The sequence below is a fragment of the Arthrospira sp. PCC 9901 genome (assembly GCF_059013425.1).
Genome location: NZ_CP102296.1, coordinates 1,453,692 through 1,480,685, shown reverse-complemented (window position 1 = coordinate 1,480,685; position 26,994 = coordinate 1,453,692). Strand labels below are relative to the sequence as shown.

Genomic DNA, 26,994 nt, shown 5'->3' with positions numbered 1-26,994 from the left:
GTTGAGGATAAACCTATTGCCAGATATGTCAAACCCAAGGAAGCGGCCAAAATCCTTGGAGTCCATGAAAGAACACTCCGCAGATGGGACTCCAATGGCTCAATCGACACCATCAGAACCCCCGCTGGGCAACGACGATACAACGTTGAGTCATATTCTGATTCCATATCAAGCAGTGACAAACGCCAAGTCGTTATCTATGCCAGAGTTAGTAGCCGCGCCCAGCAGTCCGACCTCAACCGACAGGTGGCCGCACTGTCCAACCTCTACCCCGAAGCAGAAGTCGTCTCAGAAATCGGAGGCGGGCTCGACTTCAAGGGAAAGAAAATGCTGGCCTTACTGGGACATCATTTGTCAGGAGATGTCGGCATGGTTGTCGTTGCCCACAAAGACTGATTGGCAATATGGGGATTTGACTTGTTTCGATGGCTCTGTGAGCAAAACAGGTGTTCACTCATGGTTCTCAACCAGACAAGTCTCAGTCCAGAACGAGAAATGGTTGAGGACATCCTCGCCATCCTCCACTGCTTCAGTTCCCGATTATACCGACGGAGTAAATACAAAACTCAGGTCAAAGAAGATCCGGATTTACCCCAGCCCCGAGCTAAATCAAGTCTGGCGTAAATGGCTGGCTGCTTGTCGGTATTGCTACAACCAAGCAATTGCATTATCCCGGAGTGGTAAACGACTAAGCAAACTGAAATTACGCAACGAAGTGATGCAGAGCGACTTGCCTGCATGGGTCAAAGAAACACCCTGCCACATTCGGCAAAATGCCATCTTTGATGCCTATCAGGCTTTGAGCGCCAGTCCTGGCGCAAGGTTTAGGAGCTGTCGGGATAGTTCTCAAGCCATCAAGTTTAACGATGCTAATTTCTCTTCAGGGAGTTGGTATCCAAGACTAACGAAAGGATTAACTTTCATGGTTTCCGAACCCATCCCTAAAACTTGCGGGCAAGGGACTCAGTTGGTGTTTACCAAAGGTCGATGGTTGGCGATTTTCCCTGAACCAGTTGCCGTTACCCCAACTGAAGCGAATGGCGTAATTGCATTAGACCCGGGTGTGCGAACTTTCATAACTGGGTTTGATGGCTCTCGGTTTATGGAATTGGGCTCCGGGGATATTGGACGCATTACTAGGCTATGTCAACATTTGGATGATTTGATGAGCCGAATCGCCAAGGAACCCTGTCGTTCAAGAAGGCGACGGATGAGGCAAGCGGCTCAACGAATGAGAACCAAAATCCGCAATCTAGTTGATGAAGCCCACAAACAAATTGCTCACTACTTGACTCACAACTACAGCATAATTTTTCTGCCGACCTTCGAGACTTCCGATATGGTTGCCAAGGTGAAGCGGAAAATCAAATCCAAGACTGCCCGCGCCATGCTGACATGGGCGCATTATCGATTCAAACTAACCCTGAGACATCAAGCCGAGATAACTGGAACCACAGTTGTAGATGTGACGGAAGAATACACCAGCAAAACCTGTACTCACTGTGGTCATGTGCATTCCCAGCTAGGTGGCTCAAAAGTGTTCCGATGTCCGGAGTGCGGGTTCACTCTACCCAGGGACTGGAACGGTGCTTTGGGAATCTTTCTAAAAGCTTTGCGGGATACCGCCTCTGTTACCTTAACGGGTAATAGTGCTATCGTCGCATTGTCCGGCAATAGCCGGATAAATGTCGCGTAAATGTATCAGGGAACACTACCATGCTGGCAGAATAAGCAGGCGATCGCCATAGTTAGGGCTAATTTTCGCATATTTTTAAATACAGATGAGCATATACTGTGGTCATACATCATCCGTAGGCACAAACCAGGTAATTTTAAATGTGATAGCCGGAACTAACCAAATTATGGGCAGATTTTTGTTAAATTAGCAGAAATGCACTTAATCTGTATATTGAGGATACTTGACCGGTGGTAGCAAACAAGCCGATATCTCTGAGCGATCGCCAAAATATGAACAACGCCATTTTATCAAACGCCATTTCATTAAAGGTAAAGCGACTCACAGCAGCCAGCGGTCAAATGAGCCTACCCTGTATCCCGTCCATGATAGACGAATACATGGACCAGTTTGATCGAATTTTAAAATCCCTAGGACAGACATTCACCCAGGAAGAAATGACAGCCCTGCGGGAATTAGTAGCGCGGAAACTAGGATACGGCTACAATCAATCACCCCATTCTCGGATAATTTTTAAATACGAGCCGCCAGACCCCACCCAAGGACTCACCAGCGGCTTAAAATTAAGCGTATTCACAGAAATTCTATCAGTCGAACAGAAGTATCAACGGTGGTTAACCAGTCGCCAGGGACCCTTGTTTGGCTCTCATGCTGACGCTAAACTGATGGATGTGGTAAAAGAGTTGAACCCCCCCTCGAACCCCCCCTCCAACGCCCCCATTCTTGACGTAGGGGCTGGGGTAGGTCGCAATACCTTAGCTTTAGCGAGGCGGGGACATCCTGTAGATGCCGTAGAATTAACTCCAGAATTTGCCCAAATTATCGCGAAAGAAGCCCAGGAGAACCAATTACCGGTGCGGGTTATCCAAAGTAATATTTTGAACCCCTCTCTGCAATTACCCCAGAAAAGCTATCAATTAGTGTTGGTGTCGGAGGTGATTTCCCATTTTCGGAATAATCAGGATGTGCGAACCCTGTTAGCGAGAATGTGTAATGCTATCAGACCGGGGGGGCTGTTGTTGTTTAACACATTTTTAACAGAGCCAGGTTATGAACCTGATAACCGGGCGCGGGAACTTTCCCAGGTGCAATGGTCTTATTTAATCACGCGATCGGAGTTCAATTCGATCATGGCCGGTTTACCATTAGAGGTATTATCCGATGAGTCGGTGTATGAGTATGAGCGATCGCACCTCCCCTCCGAATCCTGGCCTCCAACGGGTTGGTTTGAAAATTGGAGTCAGGGTAGAGATGTCTTTCCGATAAATAACCCTCCCATATCATTGCGATGGATACTCTGTCGGGTGAATTAAGTTTTAAGTAAAACAACTTACCGATTCAAGAATTATGTTAAAGGGAAAAGTTACCCAAGTTTCGCTGTATGTTGTGGCTGCTGTGGCAGCATTGTTGGTGGGAATATTTTTCCCGATGATGCAATTACCAAAAATTTGGTCTTCTCGGACCGGGGAAATGTCGGAAGTTTCCCAGCCTTCAGAAGCTGTGATGAGTTTGGCGGTGTTGTCTCCAGCATCCCGCCGCCAGGAATTAGAAGAAATTGCCACCACTAGAACTACCTCCGAAAATCGCGATCGCGCTAGATTTTTACTAGCCGCCGATTTATTAGAAGCCGGACAGCCAGAAGCCGCCCTCGAAAAGTTAGATGGATTAGAGAGGAGTTATCGTGTCTTAGGGGGTCATATCCTGAAAATGCGGGCTTTGGCTTATGAACAGCTTGGAGATACACGATTAGCCTCACAGTCATGGAAGGCCTTAGTGGATGGCCACCCAGAAGATCCCGTCGTGGTCATGGGGTTATATGCTTTAGGCGAAACTAATCGGGAATATTGGGATAGGGCGATCGCTGAATTTCCCGCCCACCCGCAGACCGTAGAAATTGCCAGAACCCTCCTGAGAGAGAATCCCGATCAATTCCCATTATTGCTATTAATTGCCCAACATGGTATTCATCTACCCGAATATGGCACTTATTTAGCCAAGTTAACTCAGAATTATCAACAACAACTTACCCCAGAGGATTGGGAAAATATTGGCTTTGGCTATTGGGAGAAGATGGATTATGGTCAAGGGGCGATCGCCTATTCCAAAGCCCCAAAAACCCCCAGAAATATGTATCGACACGCCAGGGGACTATGGTTAAGTGGCAAAATTCCCGAATCACGTCGCGCCTATCAAGAGTTAATTGCCGCATTCCCTACCCAAACCGATCCTGGGGGTGAAGATGCCGGCTTAGGAATGATTAGACTGGCGCGGTTAGTCGAGCCTAGAGAAGCCCTACCCCTGCTTAATCAAGTAGTAGACAATTTCCCTAATCATGCCGCCGAGGCCCTGTTAGAGCGCGCTAATGTGCTTGATAAACTCAGATCTACCGAGACAGCTTCTCAGAGTCGTCAGTTATTGCTGAGTCAATATAGTGATTCCGAACCCGCCGCCCAGTTGCGTTGGACTCTCGCCCAACAGGGTGCTACAGCCGGAAGACTGGATCTGGCTTCAGAATGGGCACGACAGTTAGTTACCAAAAACCCCGATAGTGAGTTAGCGCCGCAAGCTACCTTTATGCTGGGAAGGTGGGCGCGACAGCAGGGGAATTCCAAAGATGCCACCAAGGCTTTTGAATATCTGTTAGCCAGATATCCCGAATCTTATTATGCTTGGCGGGCTGCCGTGTTTTTGGGTTGGCCAGTGGGAGATTTTACCACTGTGCGCCCCCTCTCTCCCCATGTGGAACACTTAGAACAGCTACCTATTCCCCCCGCAGGTTCCGAGGCAGTAAGGGAATTATATCGCTTAGGGCGCGGTCAGGATGCCTGGAATTTGTGGCAGGTCGAATTTAGTAATTATCGTCAGCAGCCTTCTGTCGCCCAACAATATACTGATGGTTTAATGCGAATTGCCGTCGGTGACAACTTAGATGGACTGTGGATGATTTCCAGCCTTAGCCGTCGGAATGACCCCGAAGAACATCAGGAATATCTGGCTTTGAAGCAAAAACCGGGTTATTGGGAGTCTTTATATCCTTTTCCTTTCCTAGAAACTATTGTGAGTTGGTCAAATAAACGCCAACTAAATCCGGTCTTGGTTACCGCCCTAATTCGCCAGGAGTCGCGGTTTATGCCTTCAATTAAGTCAGTGGTGGGCGCGACTGGATTAATGCAGGTAATGCCCGAAACCGGGGCAGAAGTAGCCCAGAAAATTCAACTGACTAACTACTCTTTAGAAGATGTTGAAGATAATGTGAATTTGGGAACTTATTACTTTGATTTTACCCACCGAGAATATAACAATAATTCACTGTTGGCTGTGGCGAGTTATAATGCCGGTCCGGGTGCGGTAGCTAATTGGGTAAGGCGGTTTGGTTTTAATGATCCTGATGACTTTATCGATAAAATCCCCTATCCTGAAACCTATGGTTATGTGAAATCTGTGTTTGGAAATTACTGGAATTATCTCAGGATTTATAACCCAGAAATTTCTCAAAAGTTGGCAGAACATATCCGCACCTTTAATGATAGATTAGACTAAAGTTATGGTGGGCTGACTGTTAATCTGCGAGAGGGGAGAGTCCAGAATTAATAAGAAAAATATATTTTGGTTCTCTCTTCCTGGCAAGATGGTGTATGATTCCGTTATTCCTAGCTGAATGTTGTGAGGAGCCAGTATGACCATTTTTAAACAGTCGGTTGCTCTTGCTTGTTTTGCGATCGTAGCCTTGAGCGGTAGTCAAGTTTTGGCGGCGGGGACTATTAAAGACTTTCAGGAATCAGAGGAAACACCAGTTAACAAAAATTTCTTGAGTTTAGCCCAAGACTTAGAATCTCAACTAGAAGTTCCTGAAACCATCGCGGAATTAGTTAATACTAACCCAGAAGTTGAAACCATTGCGGAATTAGTTAATACTAACCCAGAAGTTGAAACTATTGCGGAATTAGTTAATACTAACCCAGAAGTTGAAACCATCGCGGAATTAGTTAATACTAATAGCCAAGAAACTCCTCAGTATTTGTCAGAAATCAACGAAAATAGCCCTTCTACCGATGCAATTGATTTAAATGTGGTAGCCATACAACCACAATGGCGCATTGCTGAAGAGATAGCCTTGGGGGATGATATCTTAGGGGATGATATCATAGCTCAATCCTGGCAGGATAATCCCCGCCGCGCAGCTGACCGGAATAACCGCCGCTTGAGTAACCACTTCAGCTATTTTGCGGTTGGGGGTAATATTGGCGTTACCGGGAATGCTTCTGGTTTGGGTAAGGGAGGCGGCGGCACTTTAAGTAAAGCGGGATATTCTGAGAATCTATCTTTGCACACTGGCGGCGTGCTTATTGGTGAGGGTGCTAGTGTCACGGCTTTGACCTATAGCTTCCCCATGCGGGTAGATACAGGGGGTATAGTTGCCTCTCCGTTTATAGGTGCTGGCATCATTTATGCGGACCTATTCAATAGCGATTTTAGCTTCGGTCCCCTGTTTATGACGGGTGTTGACGTACCAATTTCCTACAGTTTCATCTTGACGGGTCGCTTTAATGTAGGCTACATCAGAGAGACTACGGAAGTAGGGGTGATGCTAGGGGTGGGTTATGTGTATACCCGCAGTATATGGAATATTCTGGGCATATTCTAGGCCTAATCTAGGGACTCTAAAGGTACTACACTAGGATTAAGAATTTTGGGGCTAGAACCCTGAAATTTAACGGCTATAGATAGCTTACCTTGCTTATCTCCGAAAATGTGGGTGATTTGACCAACACCAAAACTGCGGTGTAAAACGCGATCGCCCACATTCCACTCTTGGGGACTTTTCTTGGTAGTCCCCTTGGCTTTTTTATTCTTGGTGGTGGTTTTGGCTGCTTGGCGACGGGTCAAAGGTTTATATCCCTGCACTAGGTCTGGTGGTAATTCGCCTAGGAACATCGAAGGAACACAAGGTTCGCGATACCCCCACAAACGCCTTTCCCTGGCGTGGGTAATAAATAACTGTTCCTGGGCGCGGGTGATGCCTACATAGCAAAGTCGCCGTTCTTCTTCTAAACTGAGAGGGTCGTTAATACTGCGGAAGTTGGGAAATAGTCCCTCTTCCAAACCCACTAGGAAGACAATGGGAAATTCTAACCCCTTAGCGGAGTGTAGGGTCATCAGAGAAACGGCTTCTTCTCCTTCCTGAAGATTATCTAAATCTGAGGATAGGGATGCACTGGCTAAAAAAGCCTGTAAACTGGTATCTTCCTGTTCTTCCTGAAATTGGGAAACGGCGTTACAGAGTTCCCGCAAGTTATCTAGGCGGTTATCTGCTTCATCAGTGCCTTGTTGTTTGAGGTCTTGGGAATAGCCAGAGTCTTCCAGAATGCCATCTAAAATTTCGAGGGCGGTGGTAGTTTCTAGGCGCGCGCGCCAAGATTGAATCATTTGGGCGAAGCGATTAACAGATTTGGCGGCGCGTCCGCTAATAGTATTAACGGAGTCTTGATCACTAATAATTTCCCAGAGGGGAACCCCTAACTGTTGGGCGGCATTATTTAAGCCGTCTATGGTAGTGCGACCAATACCGCGCCGAGGTACATTAATCACCCTTTGCAAACTGACGCTATCAGCGGGGTTCGCAATAACGCGAAGATAAGATATGGCATCTTTAATTTCTCGGCGATCGTAGAACTTTAGCCCGCCGACAATGTTATAACGTATATTTTCACGCAGTAATACATCCTCAAAGGGTCGAGATTGGGCGTTGGTGCGATAGAGAATGGCAAAACTACCGAAGCCGATTTCGGGGTTTTGGTTGATAATGGTTCTGATATTATCAACTACAAAGTTAGCCTCTGCCATTTCGTCATCGGCTTTATGACAGCAGACCGGAACACCAGGCGATCGCGTAGGGCGCAGAATTTTGTCAATGCGGGTGGTGTTATTTTGAATGAGATGGTTGGCTACTTCTAGGATGTTTTCTCGCGATCGGTAGTTTTCTTCTAGTTTAATTAACGTGCGGCTGTCATCATCGGGTAAACCATCGCCAAAATCTTGTTGAAATTCCAGCATAATCCGATAGTCTGCCATTCGGAAGGAATAAATAGACTGATCTACATCCCCCACCACAAAAATAGACCGATTCTGCCAATTGTGAAAAGATGGCGGTGCTTCTCCATTGGTTGTTAATAGGCGAATCAGGTCATACTGGGTGCGGTTAGTGTCTTGATATTCGTCAACTAGAATATGGCAAAATTTTTGATGCCAGTAGGCTAAAACTTGTTCGTTTTGGCGAAATAAGGCGACGGGGACGAGAATTAGGTCGTCAAAGTCTAGGGCGTTATTAGCCGCGAGGGCATCTTGATATAAACTATAGACTTCCGAAGTGACTCGCCCCTGATAGTCGGGGTTCTCCTGTAGGTATTGTTGGGGAGACAATCCCAGGTTTTTGGCGTTACTGATTTTATAGCGAGTTTTGCGAGGGTCGAATTTTTTGTCGTCTAGGTTGAGGGTTTTGGTGACGATTTGCTTAACTAGGGCTAGTGCGTCTGACTCATCAAAAATTGAGAAGTTAGGTTTCCACTGACGGCCCTTTTCATCTTGGTATTTGTTGATATCGTAGCGAAGAATCCGCGCACAGAGGCTATGGAAGGTTCCCATCCATAGATGTTTGGTGAGTTTCCGGTAAATTTGCGATCGCAGTTGAGTTTGGGTAGCGGGTTCTAAGGCTGATAGGGGTTTCTGGTATTGTTTTTGGGCTTGCTGTTGGGCAAAAATTGACTCGATCCGGTTTTTGATTTCTCTAGCGGCTTTGTTGGTGAAGGTGACGGCTAGGATATTTTCGGGGTTGACTTTATGATTGTCGATCAGGTTGGCTACCCGATAGGTGAGGGCGCGAGTTTTACCGGAACCTGCGCCAGCAACTACTAACATTGGACCGCAGAAGTGTTCGACGGCTTGGCGTTGGGATGAGTTGAGGGAAGTTAGGAAGTCTACGGATTCCATAGTAGCTGCGATCGCTTAACCTTTAACAAAAGGGGGGTAGTATTCATCGTATACCATTACCATAGATTTGGGACTTCAGACAAGTTTATTGAGAATTGTCCAAACATCCCCATCAGAACGCACCTGGGGGACGGAAATATTGCTAAATCCGGTAATAAAGGGCTTATGGTACACCTGCCAGTAGAGGGGGGTGATTTCATCGGCGATCGCTTTCAGGGCTTTCGCTTCGGCTTGGAGTTCCCTGGATAGTTGGTTTATGCGATCGGCGTGTAGTTTCGCTTGCTGGCGGCTTTCTTCTAGTTGTTCTTCTGTAGGCTGGCTGCGTCTAAATTGTTCTAATTGCTGTTGTTTATGGCGCAGGTGGATTTTTAGGGCGGCGATCGCATCTTCTATACCTTTGACCTCTGCTGACTGGTGGGCGGTTTCTCGCGCATGGTTTCGGTAGGCTATGGCGATCGCTTCTGGAGAGTTATTCTCTGGCGTGATTTGTGGGGTGATTTGCCTATTTTGAATCTGGATCTGGGTCTTTTCCCTTTGTAGGGCTAAAATCTCCTTCCTAATTGCTTCGATTTCCTGGTCCAGCGGGTGCATCATTGATTCGGCTTAGGATTAATACCGCTATTGTAACATTATCTTTACATTTTTCGGCTAAATTTAGCGGGAAACTTATAGACAAACAACTCATTATACCAGATTCGGTGTCAATACAATGGTTTCTCCAAAATGGTCAACTTTATTAAGTAAAATATTGTCAAACCCCCACAGACAAGAGGATACAGGATCATAGATCCAGGAAAATAGAGAATATTTTTAACTAAATTTAATATATTTGAATTGTAGCACTCATTAAATTGTTAAGTTTAGTTGAATATGCTTGCACTTATATTTAATAGTGCTAAAGTAGTAATTGAAGTCAAACAGGCTTCTTTGACAGATACCAAAAGCGATGTTCAATCTGTCGGTTTTATATCTCAAAGGAGGACTAGAACGAATCCAAACTTGTTCATCGCCAATGTAGTGAGAATCAGGAGGTAAAACACTGTTTCATTTCGAGTCTGTCATGTTTGAGAGCAGCCCCTCTATAGGGTTCTGATATTTCCTCTACTGTTTCGATGGGAGCGATGCACCTAACTGCGTTAGTTTCGATGTAACTCCAGCTAAACTAAATTTATTCGAGGGAATCACTCGGTCAACCAGGAGGTATTCTAAGCTGTTCACTCTAAACTCTGTTTCGTCAAAACGCGGTAGTAGCGCCCACAAAGGTTCCTTATATTTCCTCAGATAGCGACGATGGGAGCAATGCAACTGGATATGGTTTCAGTTCACCTCCAGATAGTCTAAATCAACGAGAGGATGTCCCTGGGGAATGAGTTAGGGCGCTATTGCTGTTGTCGCATTTTTGAGTCGTAAAAATTTGATATTGATTGAGTATTTATTGCTACCTAAGACCTAGTTGTTTTTTGAGCAAAAAGTTACCGATAATTAAGGTTAACAGAATTAGACTAAGTTTAACCGGCCAGGGAATAATCACAAAAAACCACATTGATGATATAGTGGCGATGACGGCGGCGAGAAGGCGGGGAAGTTCATCAAACCAGTGTCCATGATGACTGAGGCTGACCCAAACAGAAATACAAGCGATCGCCAGAGGAATTAAAGATAATGGTGACATAGTTTTAACTGGTGAGGAAGGGTAGGTAATAGTATTTAGTAATCTAGGGAACTAGACTGATAAGATAAAAATACAGTTCCCTAGGGTAAGAAATTAGCCGATAGTCAGAGCTAAATCTTGGGGTGAGAGGGTAAATAGTCCTTGTCTAACTAGATCAGGTTGTGCATTTTGAACGACTCCGAAAATACCCCCCTCTGGGAGAAGGATATGAGTATCATTACCCACTGAATTAAGGATTAATACTGATGGGTCAATATCGCCGACTACCGCAATGCGATCGCCTTCAGCGAGGTTAAAATCGAGAATCAGATCAGCCTGATCAATGGTAGCATCAGCATGGGTTAAAACAAAAGTATCAGCACCCTGACCACCGACGAGGGTATCAGCACCCAAATCACCAATGAGAATATCATTTCCAGCATCTCCAGACAAGTAATCATCACCCTGTCCACCGCGAATAAAGTCATCACCAGCGCCGCCATAGATAGTGTCATTTCCCCGATTTCCGTTGATGATATCATTACCATCATTACCAAAGAGGAGGTCATCACCTTGACCACCCCAAATCAGGTCATTACCAGCGCCGCCATAGATGGTATCATTACCCTGGTTGCCATTAATTACATCATCAATTTCTGAGCCAATAACTAAATCATTACCACCCCCGGCGAAAACTCCTTTAGGGTTTTGTTGGCTAATTTCGGGGGTAATTTCGATGACATTATCAGCATCCAAATCCCTAGGAAAGGCATAAGATAAGGGTAAGCTGGCGCGGTTAAGAGTGTTAATGAAACCATTTAAAAGTGGTACATCAGTGATTAGATTAGAGGTGCGAGTTGGTAAAATACCAGCAAAAACTTCCGCGTCTTGAATGCGATCGCCTTGTTGAATTTGGTCAATGACATCAAACCCTTGCATTACCATACCAAAAACGGCATAATCGCCATCTAAGCCGGGAGAGTCAACTAAGTTAAAGTAAAATTGAGAAGAGGCTGAGTCCGGGTCATTACCTGACCGCGCCATAGCGATCGAACCCTGGACATTTCTTAATACGGGAGGAACTGTAATTCCGGCTTGTTGAAAGGTTTGGCTGTAGATAGGTTCGGTAGCACCTTCTGGTATAATTTCCAGGGGAACATTGCGGACTTGTCCTGTAGCTGGGTCAATAAATCCACCAGTTCCTAATAAGTTAGGGGGAAAACCTGGAATAACGCTGTTAGGGTCGCCTCCTTGTACAACAAAGGGTAATGGTTCACGCACTACCCGATGGAAGGATACACCATCATAAACGCCAAGTTCAACTAATTCTACAAAGTTTCCGGCGGTGATGGGTGCATTATCACCATCAACTTGGATAACAATTGGTGATCCATTAACCACCATTGCTACTAATGCTTGACCACTTAAAGGCTGAATGTTTGTCATGTTTGAAATGGTATTTTTCCGTTAATGATGTTAGCTTGTTTGGGATCAGATCGAGACAAATGTGAGAGTTTTTGCTGAATTTAGGGGAGTATATGGTGCGATCGCACTTCCATGACTGCAAATATAGATTTAGGGTTCCGCCAGTCCGGTGAGGGCAGAGATATGTAAATATATGTAAAGAAATTTCGATCTGTGTGTTATGTTACGCCGAACCTTGATCAGTCTCATTTTAGGAATTGCGATCGCCTTATTTAACCTAAACCTAGCGAGTCCGGTCTTAGCCTTGGGGGGTCAACTTCCGCCGCTAAATGAACCCGCGCCAGAATTTACGCTTCCCACGAATACGGGAGACGGGGAGGTTTCTCTATCAGACTACCGAGGTCAGTGGGTAGTAGTCTATTTCTATCCGAAAGATTTTACCCCAGGATGCACGCTAGAAGCCCGTCGCTTTCAGGAAGACTTACCGAAATATATGGCTAGAAATACCCAAATTTTAGGGATTAGTGCTGATGATGTGGACTCCCACGCGGAGTTTTGCGACTCTGAGGGGCTAAAATTTCCGCTGTTAGCTGATGTTGATGGAAGTGTCAGCAAGGCTTATGGTTCATGGTTAAATTTCTTTTCGATGCGACATTCATTTATTATTGATCCTGATGGTATTCTCCGAGAAACCTTTGTGCGTGTGATTCCAGCCATCCACAGTCAGGAGGTCTTAGCGCGTTTGGATGAAATGATCAACTCCTGAGAGTTCAAATAGGGAGGATTTGGGAGAGCGATCGCCTCTAGGCTTTTCTCAGTAGGTGCGATCGCCTCTATTTATTTAAAGTTCTTCGGGGTCAATTCCCTGGGCGCGTAATAACTCAGCTAGTCTTTCCGCCCGTTGGCGTTCCTGCTGTAACTCTAGTTCAGCCCGTTGGCGTTCAGCTTCGGCTCGTTGGCGTTCCTGCTGTAACTCCACTTCGGCTTGTTCAAAACGCTGTTCAGCTTGTTCCGCCCGCTGGCGTTCAATTCTAGCTCGTTCATCCCCGGTTAATAACAAATTACCCTGGCTATCCCACCAACGCAACCAAGGCAATTCTAGGTTGCCATACTGTCCGAGCCAAATGCCTAATTCTACACCCATGGGGTGAATGGGATAGTGACCTCTTTCATTCGCGGCGACTAACTCATAGTGATTTTCCATTAGGTGATAGACTTCTACACTGGCTTTCCGTACCTCATAGATAGCATAGAAAGGGGGGCGGATGATTTGTTCATATACCCAAAATTTACCGGGTTTTTGACGTTCTCCAGAAATTTGATATAAGGGAGTGCGATCGCGTTCTTCTGAACCATCTCCCGACACAAATTCTATGGCAATTAAAGGGGGGATATATTCCTGCCATAATACATAGGAACGTCTCACCCTACCATCAAGAGTTGGGGGAACGTTGGGAACATAAAACCAGTCTGGACATTCCGCCCCCCGTTCTAGGGGTTCTGTTAATCGCCAATAGATACCAGAATCTTGACCTATGGCATATTGCTGGTCTGGGTGTAGACTATCTAGTGTTGATAGAATGGAATCAGTCAATAAGATACTTTGGGGATGCTCCTGAAAGTTTTTCACGAAAGTACCGTCGGAGTCGGGGAGTTGAGTATGATCGGGAAGGGTAGTAATTCCCAGTTCTGATGATGGGGCGATGGTCATGGTAAATAGTTTCTCATCGCAGGTTATGGCAGACAGTATAGCATTTAGATAGGACCTTGGAGAGCGATCGCCTTGGGTTATGGTAGGCGCGATCGCTTATAATTAACTAAAAATACCTGAGATGATTTGATTCAGAACCATGACATTTACACTACAAGCAATTTATGAACAAGGAATGCTGCGACTCATGCAGCCCGTCGATCTACCTGAAGGAACATCAGTTCAAGTGATCATTACTGCTAATGACTCGACTCAGGAGAACAAAAATACCACCGATATTTTAGCTCAAATTGCCGCATTACCCTTAGAAGGCGATCGCGACAATTTTTCTGGATTCGACCACGATCGCATTCTCTATCCCCATCAGAAATAAATCATGATATTTGTAGATACGAGTGCTTGGTTTGCTAGTGTCGTTCCTTCAGATCCAGAGCATCAATCGGTCAGTATGTGGATGCGTCAAAATACCGAGGCTTTTCTGACAACCGACTATATTGTTGATGAAACACTGACACTATTAAGAGCCAGAAAAGAAACGGCGCGATCGCTTGCTATGGGAAAAGCATTTTTTTCGGGTCAGCTTGGTACACTCTACTTTCTCAGCGAAGCAGACATTCAGTTAACATGGCAAATTTTCAGGCAATTTTCAGATAAAGAGTGGAGTTTTACCGATTGTAGCAGCAAAGTCATTATCGAAAAATTACAAATCAGCAAGGCTCTCAGTTTAGACAATCATTTTAGGCAATTTGGCTCAATTATTGTCATTCCCTAAAAATGAACTTATCAAACTTTTCTGTAAACAGGCGATCGCCCTCCCAAAAATAGGTAGGTGCGATCGCCTCTATTTACAGTTATTTAAAGTTCTTCGGGGTCAATTCCTTGGGCGCGTAATAACTCAGCTAGTCTTTCCGCCCGTTGGCGTTCAGCTTGGGCTCGTTGGCGTTCCTGCTGTAACTCCACTTCGGCTTGTTCAAAACGCTGTTCGGCTTGTTCCGCCCGCTGGCGTTCATTTTCCGCCCGCTGGCGTTCAATTCTAGCTCGTTCATCCCCGGTTAATAGCAAATTACCCTGGCTATCCCACCAGCGCAGCCAAGGCAATTCTAGGTTGCCATACTGTCCGAGCCAAATGCCTAATTCTACACCCATGGGGTGAATGGGATAGTGACCTCTTTCATTCGCGGCGACTAACTCATAGTGATTTTCCATTAGGTGATAGACTTCTACACTGGCTTTCCGTACCTCATAGATAGCATAGAAAGGGGGGCGGATGATTTGTTCATATACCCAAAATTTACCCGGTTTATGACGTTCTCCAGAAATTTGATATAAGGGAGTGCGATCGCGTTCTTCTGAACCATCTCCCGACACAAATTCTATGGCAATTAAAGGGGGGATATATTCCTGCCATAATACATAGGAACGTCTCACCCTACCATCAAGAGTTGGGGGAACGTTGGGAACATAAAACCAGTCTGGACATTCCGCCCCCCGTTCTAGGGGTTCTGTTAATCGCCAATAGATACCAGAATCTTGACCTATGGCATATTGCTGGTCTGGGTGTAGACTATCTAGTGTTGATAGAATGGAATCAGTCAATAAGATACTTTGGGGATGCTCCTGAAAGTTTTTCACGAAAGTACCGTCGGAGTCGGGGAGTTGAGTATGATCGGGAAGGGTGGTAATTCCCAGTTCTGATGATGGGGCGATGGTCATGGTAAATAGTTTCTCATCGCAGGTTATGGCAGACAGTATAGCATTTGGGTAGGATTTTCGAGAGCGATCGCTCTCTATTTTTGACCCTTCCGCACTTCCTTTTAAACCACCAACGGTAGACTATCCAAGCCTTACCTAGTTGAATCGCTCCACTGCTGACACTCCATTACCTCTCAATTCCGCTTGGGAAACATCTTGTCATCTACCATTAGAGGCAAGCATCCTAAATTTTTACATTTCTTAATCAAACTCCCGTCTTTTTCCGTCCTTTTCCGTCCTTTTCCGACTTGCCAATAGCTCTGATTTTGAGCAAAATTAAAACCAGAGTTAATCATCCACTATTTTAAGTAAATTGCCAAAGCTGTTCCGAGGAAACAGTCAACCACATCAATCGGAAAAGGATCTACACCCGGAAAATTTATGGTATACGAAGATACATTTAATGCTTGATTGACCAAATTACTCTGTTAAGGCAAAACAATGGAGCAAAACTACCCAGAAAATTTAGACCAAAATCTGCTTCAAGACTATTATCAAGCTCTTGATGCCATCAATACTCAACATTTAAAGCTGCTAGATGCTCAACGAGAATTGAGTTGGCATAATTCTCGCAAACAAGAAGCTTATAGATTAGCAGAAGGATTTGGATTTGATGATGTTTCATCACTATTATCCAAAATTGACTGTAACTACGTTTCTGGAGAAAATACAGATCGCGAACGCATCAATAAAACGTTAAATGAGATTAATATCAGCTTAGAAAAAATCCGAGATACAAAGCAAAAAAAATATTTAGAAATAGAATCAATCAAAGCAGAAAAACAATCAAAATTACAATCTTTAATCGATGAAAAAATCAAAATTAGCCAGGAATTAGATAATATTGAAAGAAAAATAGAAGACCTGAAAAATAAAAAAATGTTTCGCCTTATTTCAACTGTTATTGTTGCCTTGTGGGTTACAATTATCTGGCAAGAAATTTATACTACTTTATTGGTAACATCAATATACCTTTTGATAATTTTGTCTGCAATTTGACAAGTAAATTCAAGATTATATTTTTTAGTTTGTAATTTTTTAGTTAAATAGGTAAAAAATATGGCGACTCTTATAGAAATTTTAAAAAATATCAATAAGCTCATTCAAGAGCAACAACAAAAAAAACTAAACCAAGCTCATTTGCAAAATCAAGTTCTTAAAGAAGAACAGAAATTTTTAAATAGAATAGAATCTAATAAAATTGAATTAAAACAACAAATAGAAAGTTTGGAAAAACAAGTGTTATCAAGTATATATATAGTCAATGAAGATACTAAATTAGCTCAAGAAAGAGCAATGTTGGAAGGTGAAACTTTTTCTCTAAAATGCGAAGAAAAACAAAAAGAAATTAGTCAATTAGTCCATCAACTAGATCACCCCCGCTTATTATCAGCCCCATGGAATGATCCTCGTTGGACTCCTTCAGAGAATAGGGATAGTTATAAACCTCAAAATGGTGGTCTGGCTCCTGGTGTTTTACGAATTGGTGAATTTTTACTGGAGCAAGTACAGCCACCTGCTAGAGTTCCAGCATTAATACCAATCCGAGATTTTTCTAATCATTTGCCCAACTTTAAGCCCGGACACATTGCTATTTTTAGCAGTGATGCGGAATCTCGTCAAGCCGCACTTGCAGGTTTAGAGTCTATCGCTTTGCGAGTCGTCAGTACCTTCCCCGTCAGAAAATTAAAAGGAACATTTATTGACCCAGTAAGCATGGGAAATACTTTTCCCTTCAAGAATTTACATCAATTTATTTCAGGTCAGAAAACCTATACTCGCAGTGATGATATTCGAGAACAACTGCGAGGGTTAACCGAACATATTGAGCAAGTTCTACAAAACTATTTAGGGAAAAATTACCAAAGCATAGAAGATTATAATATTGCGGCTCAGTCTGTAGCGGAACCCTATCGCTATTTATTTATTGCTGATTTTCCCAGTGGCTTTGAAAATAACTCATGGGAAGATCTGAAAAGTATTTTGTTAAATGGGTCTAGGGCGGGTGTTTATGTAATTTTGCATATTGACGAAAGTTTAGAAAAACCGAAAAACTTTGATTACAGAACATTTGAAGATTTTTGTACCGTTATTAGTCCTAGTTTTGGTTTGAATGTGGGAGCAAAACCTAAGCAGGGCAATGTTTATTTAGGATATGTTACGAGTTTGATACCTGGGGGAGCGTATGTTGAATTTTTGCCCGATACACAAGGATTTGTACCAACCAACAAATTAGTATATCGAAGAATAGAAAGACCTGAAGAAGCAGCGTATGTCGGACAAAAAGTTGTCGTTAAAGTTTACTCAATCAATAGTCGAGACGAAATTGAACTGACCTGTTTAGATATTAATCCGACTGAAGAAGCTGCGGCTCAACAAAGAGATTTTCGTTTATCTCCAAATACCAATCAATCCTTATTTGAGTTTAAGTTACCTAATGATTTGGTTTTCAAAGTCGCACTAGATGAACCCCCACCTAACGAACAATTTAATCAAATCCTACAACTCATTACAGAAGAAGCGAAAAAGATTAGTGTTGAAACTCTACCCTTTTCCAAACTTTATCCCCAACCACTATGGTCTGAGGATAGCAGGAAAGAAATCAGAGCGCCTATAGGTTTAATGGGTGCAATGGATAAGTTGGAATTTTGGTTAGGTGAAAATCAAGAAAAACAACTGGTCAGTCATGGTTTGTTAGCAGGTAAAACAGGTTCGGGTAAAAGTTATACGCTTCATGCAATTATTGTCAGTTTGGCGCTGAGATATTCCCCCGATGAATTAGAGTTGTATTTACTTGATTTTAAAGAGGGGGTCGAGTTTCAAATGTATGTCGATCCAGACAAAGGAGAAAGCTCTAACGATTCCGAAGAATTAAACGAAGATAAAGCCTTACCCCATGCGAAAGTTGTCTCCATTGAAAGCGATCGCGAATTTGGATTAAGTGTTTTAGAGTATGTCAATAAACAAATCGAAGAACGCAGCATCAAGTTTAAATCGGCAGGAAACTTAAACAAATTGCAAGATTACCGGGATAAAACTGGAGAAACAATGCCACGAATTTTAGTGGTGATTGATGAGTTTCAGTATATGTTCCAAGAAAATGATACTATTACCCGCAGTCTCAACCAAGTGATGGATAATATAACCCGACAAGGACGTGCATTTGGGATTCATTTATTAATTGCATCTCAGTCTCCCAATGTACCCAATATGAGTCGAGGTATTTACTCACAAATTGATTTAAGAATGGCACAGCAAATGGATAAAAGTACAGCATCTTCAGTATTAGCAGAAGGAAATACCGATGCTGTAGATTTGCTCGACAAGCCAGGTAAAGTGATTTATAACAAAGATTATGGTAAGAAAAATCAAAATGAGATTGGTCAAGTCGCTGATATTTCTGCTAAAGAAAGATACAATGCCTTAGTCAATATTCAGGAAATTGTCAATCAAAATCATTATCAGCGCTCAGAACCTTTAATTCTATTTAATGGATCTCGACCGACTAAATTAAGTCATAATCGACAATTAGTTAAATTATCGGAGATGACTGAATGGCTCTCCCTGAAAGAATTAAATAAACAAGTTATTAAAGAACCAGATTGGGTGGTTCAAGAAACTCCGGGGATTGCTTGGCTGGGAGAACCGATGAGAATTGGCGATCATACTAAAGCGATTTTCCGTCGTCGTCCCCGCAATAACATGATGATAGTTGGCTCTTCTGAAGAAATTGTCTTTGGAATTATTGGGGGAATATTAATGAGTTTAATTCATTGCTATCAACCCCAAAAAGCACGGTTTATGATTGCTGATTTATCCATTCCTGATGAAGATAATGACTGGACAGAAATGACCATCAATTTCAGGAATGCCTTTAACTCTTACTTCCCCACCCAAATCGCTAAACGTTTTGCCGATCCAGATTGTCAAGTTATTAAAGCTGAAACTTTATTAAACGAGACCTATGAAGAATTTGAAAGACGTTTAAAACAACGAGAAGAAAACCCAGACCAAAATCCCGATGATTTAGGAGATTCCCTATTTTTTGTCTATGCAGTGGGAGGGTTAAACAGAGCGCAAAATTTACGTCCTGTTATGGGTCGTCGTAGTGAAGAACCTTCCGAAGATGCCGAAAGACTACTCAAGCTAATTTCCCAAGGGTCTGAATTGGGTATCCATACTATTTTCTGGTTAGAAGATATGAAAACATTTCTCAAACTGACTGGGGATAATCGTTCTTGGCTAACCCATTTTGACCTGCGGGTTGGCTTGACAATGCCGGGAGATGATTCTCGATTACTCTTAGGAGAAGTCCATGCAGAAAAGTTACCACGACTCAGAGCTTATTTTCGGGATGATTCGGCGACAGCAGGTTTAGAGAAATTTAAGCCTTATGCTGTCCCCACAAAAGAAGAAATTGGCGAATACTGCCATAATTTTGAACAACGTTTGACCTGATTAGGAGATTGTAGGATGTCAAGAGATTTGGATATTGACGAACAAGAGTTAGCCAAATTTATTGCGGCTTTGTCTGATTTCCAAGATTTAACAACTGATAAATTTAAGGCAGTTGAAGGAGCTTGGAGAAAATGTGATGATTCTTGGAAAGGAGAAAGTAAAGACCAATTTACTAAAGATTTCGACCAAACCAAAGACATGGTACAAAGAGCCTTAGAAGCGGGTGACGATGCCTTGGAATGGCTCAGAAAGTTTGATGATATCTTGAAAGAGTTTGAACAAAATTATTAATAAAAGGAGAAAGGGTTATGGCTCAAACTTCATTTGATGCTCAAGATGCAGAAGATCTACTCAAAGAACTGGAACAGTTTCACGAGGCTATCCGGGATGAATGGTCAAGGGTTTTGAACCAGTGGAGCAATCTTAAATCGGTTTGGCGCGATCAACAATTTGATAAATTTGAACCGATATTTGAGAAATTTATCTCTACTTATAATGATGCGGAAAAAGAAAGCGACCAATACATCAGATTTGTTCGAGAACAAATTGAAATAAATGAGACTAAAAAACAAAAATTGTCTGGACGTTTAGCCGACTTATAAATCAGGAAAAGATAGATATGGTTAAACCAACTTCTTTTAACTTAGAAGATGCTGAGTGCTTGCTCAGGCAGTTAGATCAATTTCGAGGAACGTTACAGCAAGAGTGGGGAAAGGTAGCTACTCAATGGGAAAATCTTAAATTGACTTGGCACGATCAACAATTTGATAAATTTGCACCTTTGTTTGAAAAACTGTCATCTACTTATCAAGGTGAAATTGATGGCTGTGAAAAATATATGTTGTTTTTAGTGCAACAAATTAAGACTGCGGAACAAAGAAAGGTGAAGCTAGGTGATGTTGTTGAAAAAATTGTTACAGGAGTTCAAACTGTACAAGGAATCATTGGTTTGGGGTATGCTTCTCCTCCCTCAGAAATTGCCATGTCATCAGCAAAACCTATTTCTTCCATAGAACAACAAGAGGAGGATAAAACCGACTATGATTTTGCCAGAATTGATCGTGTACCCAATATTGAAGATCAATTAGCAGAATCTTTTAAAACTTCTCAAGAAAACGAAAGAAAAAGGAGACAAGAAGAATTAGAAAAAAATCATAATCCCCAAAATTCTCATAATCAACCTAAATAAATTATTGAAGATATGCTGTCAAACCCAATTCAATAGGAAGCTATTAGATATGAAAGAAAATCAACAAAAAATAGATTGGCAAGATCAGGTAATTATCGGTAGTGTGATTGCTGGTGCTTTGATTATTGCAGCAATATTAATTAAGCCTCAATCTTATATTCCCAGGTCTCACAACAATACTACTAGCTCGTCAGCTTTAAATAGAACAGGGAATACTTCTGCTCCTGAAGACACAATTGTTAGGTATTATCAGTTAGCCCCCAGCAATAGACAAGAAGCTATCAAGTTACTCAGCGACTCTTGGCGACGAAGAGAAGCTCGAAGAGTTAAGGATAATTGGTGGGATTCTGTCCGAAAAGTTGATGTTTATGCTTTCCAGACGTTTGCTAAAAATAATAGCCAAGCCAAAATTAAAGTGTGGTTGAAATATCACATGAAAAATGGTCGGACTCCCTGCGAAAGTTTGATTTTTAATTTAATTTTTGACGGTAATAAAAATAGCTGGCTTATGGATAGCGTGGAACCAAACAGCGTCATCCAACAGCCATCTTGCAATACCAGATAATCTAATCCATAATTGTCAAAATTAACATTAATTTACTCTATCCAATTCTCAACTTCTGGTAAGGGTAAATCTAGGGATTCGGCAATTTGTTCCGGTGTTAAACCGAGTTTACTTAGTTTCTCCACCGCCTTAAATTTAGTCTCTTGCAATATCTGTTCAACTATTTCGTCTTCATATATGGTATTTGTGACTGGAGATTCAGGATGGACTTTATCCGGATTGTCTAAATTGGCTGTTTCATAATTACTGCAAAGATTAATAGTATTAACGCGCACATTATTGCCAATCAAAGGAGGCTGATAATTTACAAACCCTAAACGCTCAACTGTAGCGACTAAATTTGATTTATTAACATCTTGATCAAAGACTTTTGATAATAACTGCCATAGTTCGTATCCCTTATCCTTGGCATGACCTGTACTACATCCGTACTGCTTGCCGATCGCACTATACTTATGGCCATTCAGCACTCCCTTTAAAATTGCCAATTGCAGGCTATCCAAGTGTTCCCCAGTTTTTTCAAACACAAACTCATCAATCGAGTTAACCACACTTTGCCACTCCATCCCCTCTCAATTCTCCTTCCGAAACATCTCCTTTTTTATGATTATCCATTATAATCCCTGGCTCAAATCGCCGCCATAAAAGAATAAAGGGGTTGACAAGGGGAGGAGCGATCGCATTAGATGAACCTGTGGTGCTGGCGTGGCTATACTTATGACTAAAAAATCAACAGCAAGAAGTACCACCTGAGACAGTTCAATCCCAATCAGTCAGTGGCGCGATACTCCCAGCCCTAATTTGAGTTGCCATAGCCCAACTCAATCAATAGTTTCCCTAAGTCCCACCGTCTCCAAAAACTGCTGGGGGTGGGGAAGTGCATCCCAAACCCACCAAGAACCGCAATCTGATACATTTACGCGACATTTATCCGGCTATTGCCTGACAATGCGACGATAGCACTATTACCCGTTAAGGTAACAGAGGCGGTATCCCGCAAAGCTTTTAGAAAGATTCCCAAAGCACCGTTCCAGTCCCTGGGTAGAGTGAACCCGCACTCAGGACATCGGAACACTTTTGAGCCACCTAGCTGGGAATGCACATGACCACAGTGAGTACAGGTTTTGCTGGTGTATTCTTCCGTCACATCTACAACTGTGGTTCCAGTTATTTCCCCTTGATGTCTCAGGGTTAGTTTAAATCGATAATGCGCCCATGTCAGCATGGCGCGGGCAGTCTTGGATTTGATTTTCCGCTTGGCTTTGGCAACCATGTTGGAAGTCTCGAAGGTGGGCAGAAAAATTATGCTGTAGTTGTGAGTCAAGTAGTGAGCAATTTGTTTGTGGGCTTCATCAACTAGATTGCGGATTTTGGTTCTCATTCGTTGAGCCGCTTGCCTCATCCGTCGCCTTCTTGAACGACAGGGTTCCTTGGCGATTCGGCTCATCAAATCATCCAAATGTTGACATAGCCTAGTAATGCGTCCTATATCCCCGGAGCCAAATTCCAGAAACCGAGAGCCATCAAACCCAGTTATGAAAGTTCGCACACCCGGGTCTAATGCAATCACGCCAGTAGCGTCAGTTGGGGTAACGGCAACTGGTTCAGGGAAAATCGCCAACCATCGACCTTTGGTAAACACCAACTGAGTCCCTTGCCCGCAAGTTTTAGGGATGGGTTCGGAAACCATGAAAGTTAATCCTTTCGTGAGTCTTGGATACCAACTCCCTGAAGAGAAATTAGTATTATTGAACTTAATCCCTTGAGAGCTGTCACGACAACTTCTAAACCTTGCATCAGGACTAGCGGTCAAAGCCTGATAGGCATCAAAGATGGCATTTTGCCGAATGTGGCAGGGTGTTTCTTTGACCCATTCGGGTAAGTCACTCTGCATCACTTCGTTGCGTAACTTTAACTTGCTTAGTCGTTTACCACTCCTAGATAATGCAATTGCTTGGTTGTAGCAATACCGACAAGCAGCCAGCCATTTACGCCAGACTTGATTTAGCTCGGGGCTGGGGTAAATCCGGATCTTCTTTGACCTGAGTTTTGTATTTACTCCGTCGGTATAATCGGGAACTGAAGCAGTGGAGGATGGCGAGGATGTCCTCAACCATTTCTGGTTCTGGACTGAGACTTGTCTGGTTGAGAACCATGAGTGAGCACCTGTTTTGCTCACAGAGCCATCGAAACAAGTCAAATCCCCATATTGCCAATCGGTCTGGGTGGGCAACGACAACCATGCGGACATCTCCTGACAATTGATGTCCCAGTAAGGCCAGCATTTTCTTTCCCTTGAAGTTGAGCCCGCCTCCGATTTCTGAGACGACTTCTGCTTCGGGGTAGAGGTTGGACAGTGCGGCCACCTGTCGGTTGAGGTCGGACTGCTGGGCGCGGCTACTAACTCTGGCATAGATAACGACTTTGCGTTTGTCACTGCCTGATTTGGCAGTATATGACTCAACGTTGTATCGTCGTTGCCCAGCGGGGGTTCTGATGGTCTCGATTGAGCCATTGTCGTCCCATCTGCGGAGTGTTCTTTCATGGACTCCAAGGATTTGGGCCGCTTCCTTGGGTTTGACATATCTGGCAATAGGTTTATCCTCAACTCTTCTCGCTTCTTATACCATATTGCCCTAAAATATTAACCTAATTTGAGATTAAATCATGCTCTCAACTCTTCAGCGCCATGGTGTCCTGAAGCGATCGCGATCGCCCTCGCCCCAATCGCTTGACCGCAGCGCACATCATGGGGCGTATCACCAATAACATATAATCGATCCGGCGTGAGTTTTCCTAACTGTTGCTCGGCTAAAATCATAGCCCGTTGTGCAATTTCCACCCGCTCGCGCGATCGCCTGGAAAACGCGCCTAGGGGGAAGTATGAATCCAGACCATAGTGAGCCAATTTAGCCCTTCCCCCCGCTTCCATATTTCCCGTTAAAACCAAAGATAAAACATCGGTGCGCTGTTGCAAATTCTCCAAAATTTCCCGCACTCCCGCCAACACATATCCCCGACATCGCAGCAACATTTCGGGGAGATGTTTAATGTAGAGTTTCTCAAGTTGTTCGATATTTTCCGCCGTCGGTTCAAGATTGCACTTTTCTAAAATCCTGCTGCAAATATCCCAATCTGTCAATCCCGCCATATTCAAAGCTGACAAATCCGTGCGATCGCCTATTAGATCTGCGATCGCTGCTTCCATCGCCGATCTCCCCGCCCCTTTAGTGTTTAAAAGTGTCCCGTCAATATCCCAAAATAAAACCGTTTTCAACTGCTCAAATACTCCCTTTTCCCTATTCAAGTTGACTTATTAACCCCCCTTGATTGGGATAATCACCCCGTTGATGTTAATAAACCCGCCCAAAACCAAGATGGTAGCATGGTCAGGGCCGTTTCCATCGTTAAATTAACTAGCCACACAAAAAACGGGTTAACCCGTCATAATGGTTAACCCGCCAGCTTGGGAACGCTCAGAGATTCTATTTTTGAACAACCAGTTTGACGTTTGCGCCTTGGAGACCACGCTGCTTAACATCAGCCAAAGTCTTGTTAACGGCGTATTTTTGATTAATAGAGTTGATCAACTCAGTTTGGTTGTGTTTTTTAGCAACACCCCACAGGTCAGCGATCAAATCGTAGCTTCCATCGCTATTGCGAGACCAACCCAGGTCATACTCGCCATCAAGGACGGCAACCAAGTCGGCACGGACGCGCTGGCCGTTGTAACCGCGAACGTCAGCGTTGGAATTCACAGAGATACCCAGATCACGCAGAGAAGATTTCAGGATTTCGGCATCGGTGATCTTGGTACGCAGTGTGCTAAAGTGAGACATTTAGGTATCCTCCTAGTGGAACTAAAAACGAAACAACAACGGTTTTGATTTGAACTTTAATCGCTCTTCGTGGGATGCAAAGACGATTGTGATAGAAACTGCTAGCGAATGTGCTAGCCTTTACTCCTGTTTGGACCAGGAGAAAGCCTGTTAGAACTCCATGCGCTGATATTCAGCGACGGAGGACGCAGCCGGTCGCGCCCGCTGTCTGGCCCAGTCTCGTAGCGCTGTGACCTGTTCCTTCATAGTTTTGGACAGCGGTAGGGTTGCCTTAATGGCCGCGATGATGTCGAGCTGCGTAAACTCGCGATCCTGAGCAAATGCCTCATACATGGCAGCGATTAGGGCTTGCTCAATTTCCGCTCCTGAGAAGCCCTCAGATATGGTAGAGAGCTGATCGATATCAAAGCGATCAATATCTGAGCGACGTTTGGAGAGGTGAATCTGAAAAATAGCTTGTCGTTCTTCCTTGGTGGGTAAGTCTACAAAAAAGATTTCGTCAAATCGTCCTTTTCTGAGGAACTCACCGGGAAGCCTTTCGACTCGGTTGGCGGTTGCCATCACGAACACGGGGGATTCTTTCTCTTGCATCCAGGTTAGGAAGGAACCAAAGATGCGGCTAGATGTGCCACCGTCTGAATCAGCAGAGCCACTGCCTCCAGCAAAGGATTTGTCTAATTCATCGATGAATAGGATGGCAGGAGAAATCGATTCTGCCGTTTTGAGGGCGTTACGAAGGTTGGCTTCCGATCGCCCTACCATGGAGCCATCATAGACCCGACCCATATCTAATCGCAACAGGGGTAAACCCCACAGCCTAGATGTAGTTTTAGCTATCAGGGATTTTCCACAACCGGGAATTCCCAAAATTAGCATCCCTTTGGGTTGGGGTAGACCATACTCTCTGGCTCGTTCGGTAAAGGCGTTAGAACGCTGCTGTAACCAGTGTTTTAGCTCTTCTAAGCCCCCAACGGCATCAATGGTTTCATCAACATCTATGAACTCTAGGATGCCATTGCGCCGAATGAGTTGTTTTTTCTCAGACAGAACAATTTCAACCTCTTTATCAGTCAGTCTACCTGCGGTTACATGGGCTTTGCGGTACACTTTCTCAGCTTCATCTTTTGTTAAACCTAGGGTAGCCTTCAAGAGTTTTTCCCTGGTTTCGGTGTTGATGCGCTTAGAACGGCTTTGCTCAAGTTGGGCGGACAGTACCTGATTGAGTTCTGTCATGTCCGGTAGGGGGAAGTCAAGAACGACTACTTCTTTTTCTAGCTCGATGGGTACTTCTTGCACTGGAGACATCAAGATGATTGTCTTGTTTGTGTTTTTGAAGTTAGCGATCGCATCGCGTAAACACCGGGTTACCTCTGGGGAATCCTTAAAGGGGTGCAAGTCCTTAAAGATGTAAATACTGCCACTAGCATTTGGTTCTCTGTGCCGAATTACCCATTCGATCGCCGATTGCGGTGATACCGTGTTAGACTGTACTGTGTTACGGGCTTGCTCCCCGCTATATTGGGTCAGTCCCCTCGTTACTGTCCAAACGTATACTTCCCGCTGGCGCTTCGAGTTCTGTGCAATGGTGGCGATCGCCTGCTCCGACCGCTCCTCCTCGAAAGTCACGAGGTAGATCAGAGGATATCGAGCTTCAATTAGGATACTAAGTTCTTCTTGCATAGTCCTCGATCCAGGGTAGAGACGGTACAACGTTTACTAAT

At 43.8% G+C, this 26,994-nt stretch carries 25 protein-coding genes and 1 pseudogene; 14 read left to right on the top strand and 12 right to left on the bottom strand.

The window, feature by feature from the left end; translation table 11 throughout:
• The first annotated feature begins 15 nt into the window (after positions 1-15).
• The 5 genes and pseudogenes from NLZ44_RS06495 to NLZ44_RS06475 all read left to right on the top strand — a co-directional run bounded on the left by NLZ44_RS06495 (position 16) and on the right by NLZ44_RS06475 (position 6,341).
• Positions 16-624: pseudogene (locus NLZ44_RS06495) on the top strand (IS607 family transposase).
• A complete protein-coding gene (locus NLZ44_RS06490; RefSeq protein WP_493752960.1) occupies positions 581-1,696 on the top strand; it encodes an RNA-guided endonuclease InsQ/TnpB family protein in 1,116 nt (371 codons plus the stop codon). The pseudogene NLZ44_RS06495 and the gene NLZ44_RS06490 overlap by 44 nt, the downstream one beginning before the upstream one ends.
• Before the next feature lie 230 nt (positions 1,697-1,926).
• Positions 1,927-3,009 (top strand): class I SAM-dependent methyltransferase, encoded by a 1,083-nt coding sequence (locus tag NLZ44_RS06485; protein WP_493752234.1) that lies wholly within the window; start codon positions 1,927-1,929, stop codon positions 3,007-3,009.
• A gap of 34 nt (positions 3,010-3,043) precedes the next feature.
• Complete coding sequence (locus NLZ44_RS06480; protein WP_493752233.1) at positions 3,044-5,236, top strand: lytic transglycosylase domain-containing protein; 2,193 nt, start codon at positions 3,044-3,046, stop codon at positions 5,234-5,236.
• A 136-nt stretch (positions 5,237-5,372) separates the two neighbouring features.
• On the top strand, positions 5,373-6,341 hold the full coding sequence (locus tag NLZ44_RS06475; protein WP_493752232.1) for a hypothetical protein: 969 nt from the start codon (positions 5,373-5,375) through the stop codon (positions 6,339-6,341).
• A gap of 2 nt (positions 6,342-6,343) precedes the next feature.
• Here NLZ44_RS06475 and pcrA read toward each other — a convergent pair whose 3' ends face one another.
• The 4 genes from pcrA to NLZ44_RS06455 all read right to left on the bottom strand — a co-directional run bounded on the left by pcrA (position 6,344) and on the right by NLZ44_RS06455 (position 11,780).
• Complete coding sequence (pcrA, locus tag NLZ44_RS06470; protein ID WP_008053116.1) at positions 6,344-8,683, bottom strand: DNA helicase PcrA; 2,340 nt, start codon at positions 8,681-8,683, stop codon at positions 6,344-6,346.
• Positions 8,684-8,758: 75 nt separating this feature from the next.
• Complete coding sequence (locus tag NLZ44_RS06465) at positions 8,759-9,277, bottom strand: hypothetical protein (protein ID WP_493752231.1); 519 nt, start codon at positions 9,275-9,277, stop codon at positions 8,759-8,761.
• Between the two features lie 844 nt (positions 9,278-10,121).
• Positions 10,122-10,355, bottom strand: coding sequence for a hypothetical protein (locus NLZ44_RS06460; protein ID WP_493752230.1), 234 nt, complete (start codon positions 10,353-10,355; stop codon positions 10,122-10,124).
• Positions 10,356-10,448: 93 nt separating this feature from the next.
• Positions 10,449-11,780, bottom strand: coding sequence for a peptidylprolyl isomerase (locus NLZ44_RS06455; RefSeq protein ID WP_493752229.1), 1,332 nt, complete (start codon positions 11,778-11,780; stop codon positions 10,449-10,451).
• Positions 11,781-11,979: 199 nt separating this feature from the next.
• On the opposite strand from NLZ44_RS06455, the gene NLZ44_RS06450 reads away from it, so the two are divergent.
• Positions 11,980-12,525: a peroxiredoxin gene (locus NLZ44_RS06450; RefSeq protein ID WP_493752228.1), complete on the top strand. Its 546-nt coding sequence runs from the start codon at positions 11,980-11,982 to the stop codon at positions 12,523-12,525.
• Positions 12,526-12,600: 75 nt separating this feature from the next.
• On the opposite strand, the gene NLZ44_RS06445 is transcribed toward NLZ44_RS06450, so the two are convergent.
• Positions 12,601-13,470 carry a Uma2 family endonuclease gene (locus NLZ44_RS06445; RefSeq protein ID WP_493752227.1) on the bottom strand — a complete coding sequence of 290 codons (870 nt, stop codon included), beginning with the start codon at positions 13,468-13,470 and terminating at the stop codon, positions 12,601-12,603.
• Positions 13,471-13,609: 139 nt separating this feature from the next.
• On the opposite strand from NLZ44_RS06445, the gene NLZ44_RS06440 reads away from it, so the two are divergent.
• Both NLZ44_RS06440 and NLZ44_RS06435 read left to right on the top strand, forming a co-directional pair.
• Entirely contained in the window at positions 13,610-13,843 is a 234-nt protein-coding gene (locus NLZ44_RS06440) for an antitoxin family protein (RefSeq protein ID WP_008053759.1), read from the top strand.
• A 3-nt stretch (positions 13,844-13,846) separates the two neighbouring features.
• The gene (locus NLZ44_RS06435) at positions 13,847-14,242 is read left to right on the top strand and encodes a type II toxin-antitoxin system VapC family toxin (RefSeq protein ID WP_493752226.1); all 396 of its coding nucleotides are present in this window, start codon (positions 13,847-13,849) and stop codon (positions 14,240-14,242) included.
• An 83-nt stretch (positions 14,243-14,325) separates the two neighbouring features.
• On the opposite strand, the gene NLZ44_RS06430 is transcribed toward NLZ44_RS06435, so the two are convergent.
• Positions 14,326-15,183 (bottom strand): Uma2 family endonuclease, encoded by an 858-nt coding sequence (locus tag NLZ44_RS06430; protein ID WP_493752225.1) that lies wholly within the window; start codon positions 15,181-15,183, stop codon positions 14,326-14,328.
• 480 nt (positions 15,184-15,663) lie between these two features.
• Here NLZ44_RS06430 and NLZ44_RS06425 point away from each other — a divergent pair, with 480 nt between their 5' ends.
• The 6 genes from NLZ44_RS06425 to NLZ44_RS06400 are packed head-to-tail and all read left to right on the top strand — an operon-like array spanning position 15,664 to position 21,434.
• Positions 15,664-16,221 (top strand): hypothetical protein, encoded by a 558-nt coding sequence (locus NLZ44_RS06425; protein ID WP_006670953.1) that lies wholly within the window; start codon positions 15,664-15,666, stop codon positions 16,219-16,221.
• 60 nt (positions 16,222-16,281) lie between these two features.
• Positions 16,282-19,680 carry an FtsK/SpoIIIE domain-containing protein gene (locus NLZ44_RS06420; RefSeq protein ID WP_493752224.1) on the top strand — a complete coding sequence of 1,133 codons (3,399 nt, stop codon included), beginning with the start codon at positions 16,282-16,284 and terminating at the stop codon, positions 19,678-19,680.
• Between the two features lie 15 nt (positions 19,681-19,695).
• On the top strand, positions 19,696-19,971 hold the full coding sequence (locus NLZ44_RS06415; RefSeq protein ID WP_046320829.1) for a WXG100 family type VII secretion target: 276 nt from the start codon (positions 19,696-19,698) through the stop codon (positions 19,969-19,971).
• Positions 19,972-19,988: 17 nt separating this feature from the next.
• Positions 19,989-20,282: a hypothetical protein gene (locus tag NLZ44_RS06410; protein ID WP_006616747.1), complete on the top strand. Its 294-nt coding sequence runs from the start codon at positions 19,989-19,991 to the stop codon at positions 20,280-20,282.
• A 17-nt stretch (positions 20,283-20,299) separates the two neighbouring features.
• Complete coding sequence (locus tag NLZ44_RS06405) at positions 20,300-20,869, top strand: hypothetical protein (protein WP_006669390.1); 570 nt, start codon at positions 20,300-20,302, stop codon at positions 20,867-20,869.
• A gap of 49 nt (positions 20,870-20,918) precedes the next feature.
• Positions 20,919-21,434, top strand: coding sequence for a hypothetical protein (locus NLZ44_RS06400; protein ID WP_006669389.1), 516 nt, complete (start codon positions 20,919-20,921; stop codon positions 21,432-21,434).
• Positions 21,435-21,466: 32 nt separating this feature from the next.
• Here NLZ44_RS06400 and NLZ44_RS06395 read toward each other — a convergent pair whose 3' ends face one another.
• The 6 genes from NLZ44_RS06395 to ycf46 form a co-directional block, all read right to left on the bottom strand.
• Complete coding sequence (locus NLZ44_RS06395; protein WP_493752223.1) at positions 21,467-22,000, bottom strand: helix-turn-helix domain-containing protein; 534 nt, start codon at positions 21,998-22,000, stop codon at positions 21,467-21,469.
• Positions 22,001-22,350: 350 nt separating this feature from the next.
• Positions 22,351-23,460 carry an RNA-guided endonuclease InsQ/TnpB family protein gene (locus NLZ44_RS06390; protein ID WP_493752959.1) on the bottom strand — a complete coding sequence of 370 codons (1,110 nt, stop codon included), beginning with the start codon at positions 23,458-23,460 and terminating at the stop codon, positions 22,351-22,353.
• A complete protein-coding gene (locus NLZ44_RS06385; protein WP_493752958.1) occupies positions 23,423-24,028 on the bottom strand; it encodes an IS607 family transposase in 606 nt (201 codons plus the stop codon). Before NLZ44_RS06385 ends, NLZ44_RS06390 begins: the two co-directional genes overlap by 38 nt.
• Before the next feature lie 71 nt (positions 24,029-24,099).
• On the bottom strand, positions 24,100-24,711 hold the full coding sequence (locus NLZ44_RS06380; RefSeq protein WP_260378794.1) for an HAD family hydrolase: 612 nt from the start codon (positions 24,709-24,711) through the stop codon (positions 24,100-24,102).
• Positions 24,712-24,919: 208 nt separating this feature from the next.
• Positions 24,920-25,273: a DUF1257 domain-containing protein gene (locus tag NLZ44_RS06375; protein ID WP_006617969.1), complete on the bottom strand. Its 354-nt coding sequence runs from the start codon at positions 25,271-25,273 to the stop codon at positions 24,920-24,922.
• 150 nt (positions 25,274-25,423) lie between these two features.
• Positions 25,424-26,953, bottom strand: a complete 1,530-nt coding sequence (gene ycf46 / locus NLZ44_RS06370) for a stress-responsive protein Ycf46 (RefSeq protein WP_111893918.1) — start codon at positions 26,951-26,953, stop codon at positions 25,424-25,426.
• Positions 26,954-26,994 lie beyond the last annotated feature (41 nt).

Excerpts from the sequence above, each read along its gene's own strand:
- NLZ44_RS06460 (WP_493752230.1), bottom strand. The coding sequence starts at position 10,355 with ATGTCACCATTATCTTTAATTCCTCTGGCGATCGCTTGTATTTCTGTT.
- NLZ44_RS06395 (WP_493752223.1), bottom strand. The coding sequence starts at position 22,000 with ATGGAGTGGCAAAGTGTGGTTAACTCGATTGATGAGTTTGTGTTTGAA.
- NLZ44_RS06400 (WP_006669389.1), top strand. The coding sequence starts at position 20,919 with ATGAAAGAAAATCAACAAAAAATAGATTGGCAAGATCAGGTAATTATC.
- NLZ44_RS06445 (WP_493752227.1), bottom strand. The coding sequence starts at position 13,470 with ATGACCATCGCCCCATCATCAGAACTGGGAATTACTACCCTTCCCGAT.
- NLZ44_RS06410 (WP_006616747.1), top strand. The coding sequence starts at position 19,989 with ATGGCTCAAACTTCATTTGATGCTCAAGATGCAGAAGATCTACTCAAA.
- NLZ44_RS06450 (WP_493752228.1), top strand. The coding sequence starts at position 11,980 with ATGTTACGCCGAACCTTGATCAGTCTCATTTTAGGAATTGCGATCGCC.
- pcrA (WP_008053116.1), bottom strand. The coding sequence starts at position 8,683 with ATGGAATCCGTAGACTTCCTAACTTCCCTCAACTCATCCCAACGCCAA.
- NLZ44_RS06475 (WP_493752232.1), top strand. The coding sequence starts at position 5,373 with ATGACCATTTTTAAACAGTCGGTTGCTCTTGCTTGTTTTGCGATCGTA.
- NLZ44_RS06440 (WP_008053759.1), top strand. The coding sequence starts at position 13,610 with ATGACATTTACACTACAAGCAATTTATGAACAAGGAATGCTGCGACTC.
- NLZ44_RS06430 (WP_493752225.1), bottom strand. The coding sequence starts at position 15,183 with ATGACCATCGCCCCATCATCAGAACTGGGAATTACCACCCTTCCCGAT.
- NLZ44_RS06405 (WP_006669390.1), top strand. The coding sequence starts at position 20,300 with ATGGTTAAACCAACTTCTTTTAACTTAGAAGATGCTGAGTGCTTGCTC.
- NLZ44_RS06435 (WP_493752226.1), top strand. The coding sequence starts at position 13,847 with ATGATATTTGTAGATACGAGTGCTTGGTTTGCTAGTGTCGTTCCTTCA.
- ycf46 (WP_111893918.1), bottom strand. The coding sequence starts at position 26,953 with ATGCAAGAAGAACTTAGTATCCTAATTGAAGCTCGATATCCTCTGATC.
- NLZ44_RS06455 (WP_493752229.1), bottom strand. The coding sequence starts at position 11,780 with ATGACAAACATTCAGCCTTTAAGTGGTCAAGCATTAGTAGCAATGGTG.
- NLZ44_RS06415 (WP_046320829.1), top strand. The coding sequence starts at position 19,696 with ATGTCAAGAGATTTGGATATTGACGAACAAGAGTTAGCCAAATTTATT.
- NLZ44_RS06425 (WP_006670953.1), top strand. The coding sequence starts at position 15,664 with ATGGAGCAAAACTACCCAGAAAATTTAGACCAAAATCTGCTTCAAGAC.
- NLZ44_RS06375 (WP_006617969.1), bottom strand. The coding sequence starts at position 25,273 with ATGTCTCACTTTAGCACACTGCGTACCAAGATCACCGATGCCGAAATC.
- NLZ44_RS06420 (WP_493752224.1), top strand. The coding sequence starts at position 16,282 with ATGGCGACTCTTATAGAAATTTTAAAAAATATCAATAAGCTCATTCAA.
- NLZ44_RS06465 (WP_493752231.1), bottom strand. The coding sequence starts at position 9,277 with ATGATGCACCCGCTGGACCAGGAAATCGAAGCAATTAGGAAGGAGATT.
- NLZ44_RS06480 (WP_493752233.1), top strand. The coding sequence starts at position 3,044 with ATGTTAAAGGGAAAAGTTACCCAAGTTTCGCTGTATGTTGTGGCTGCT.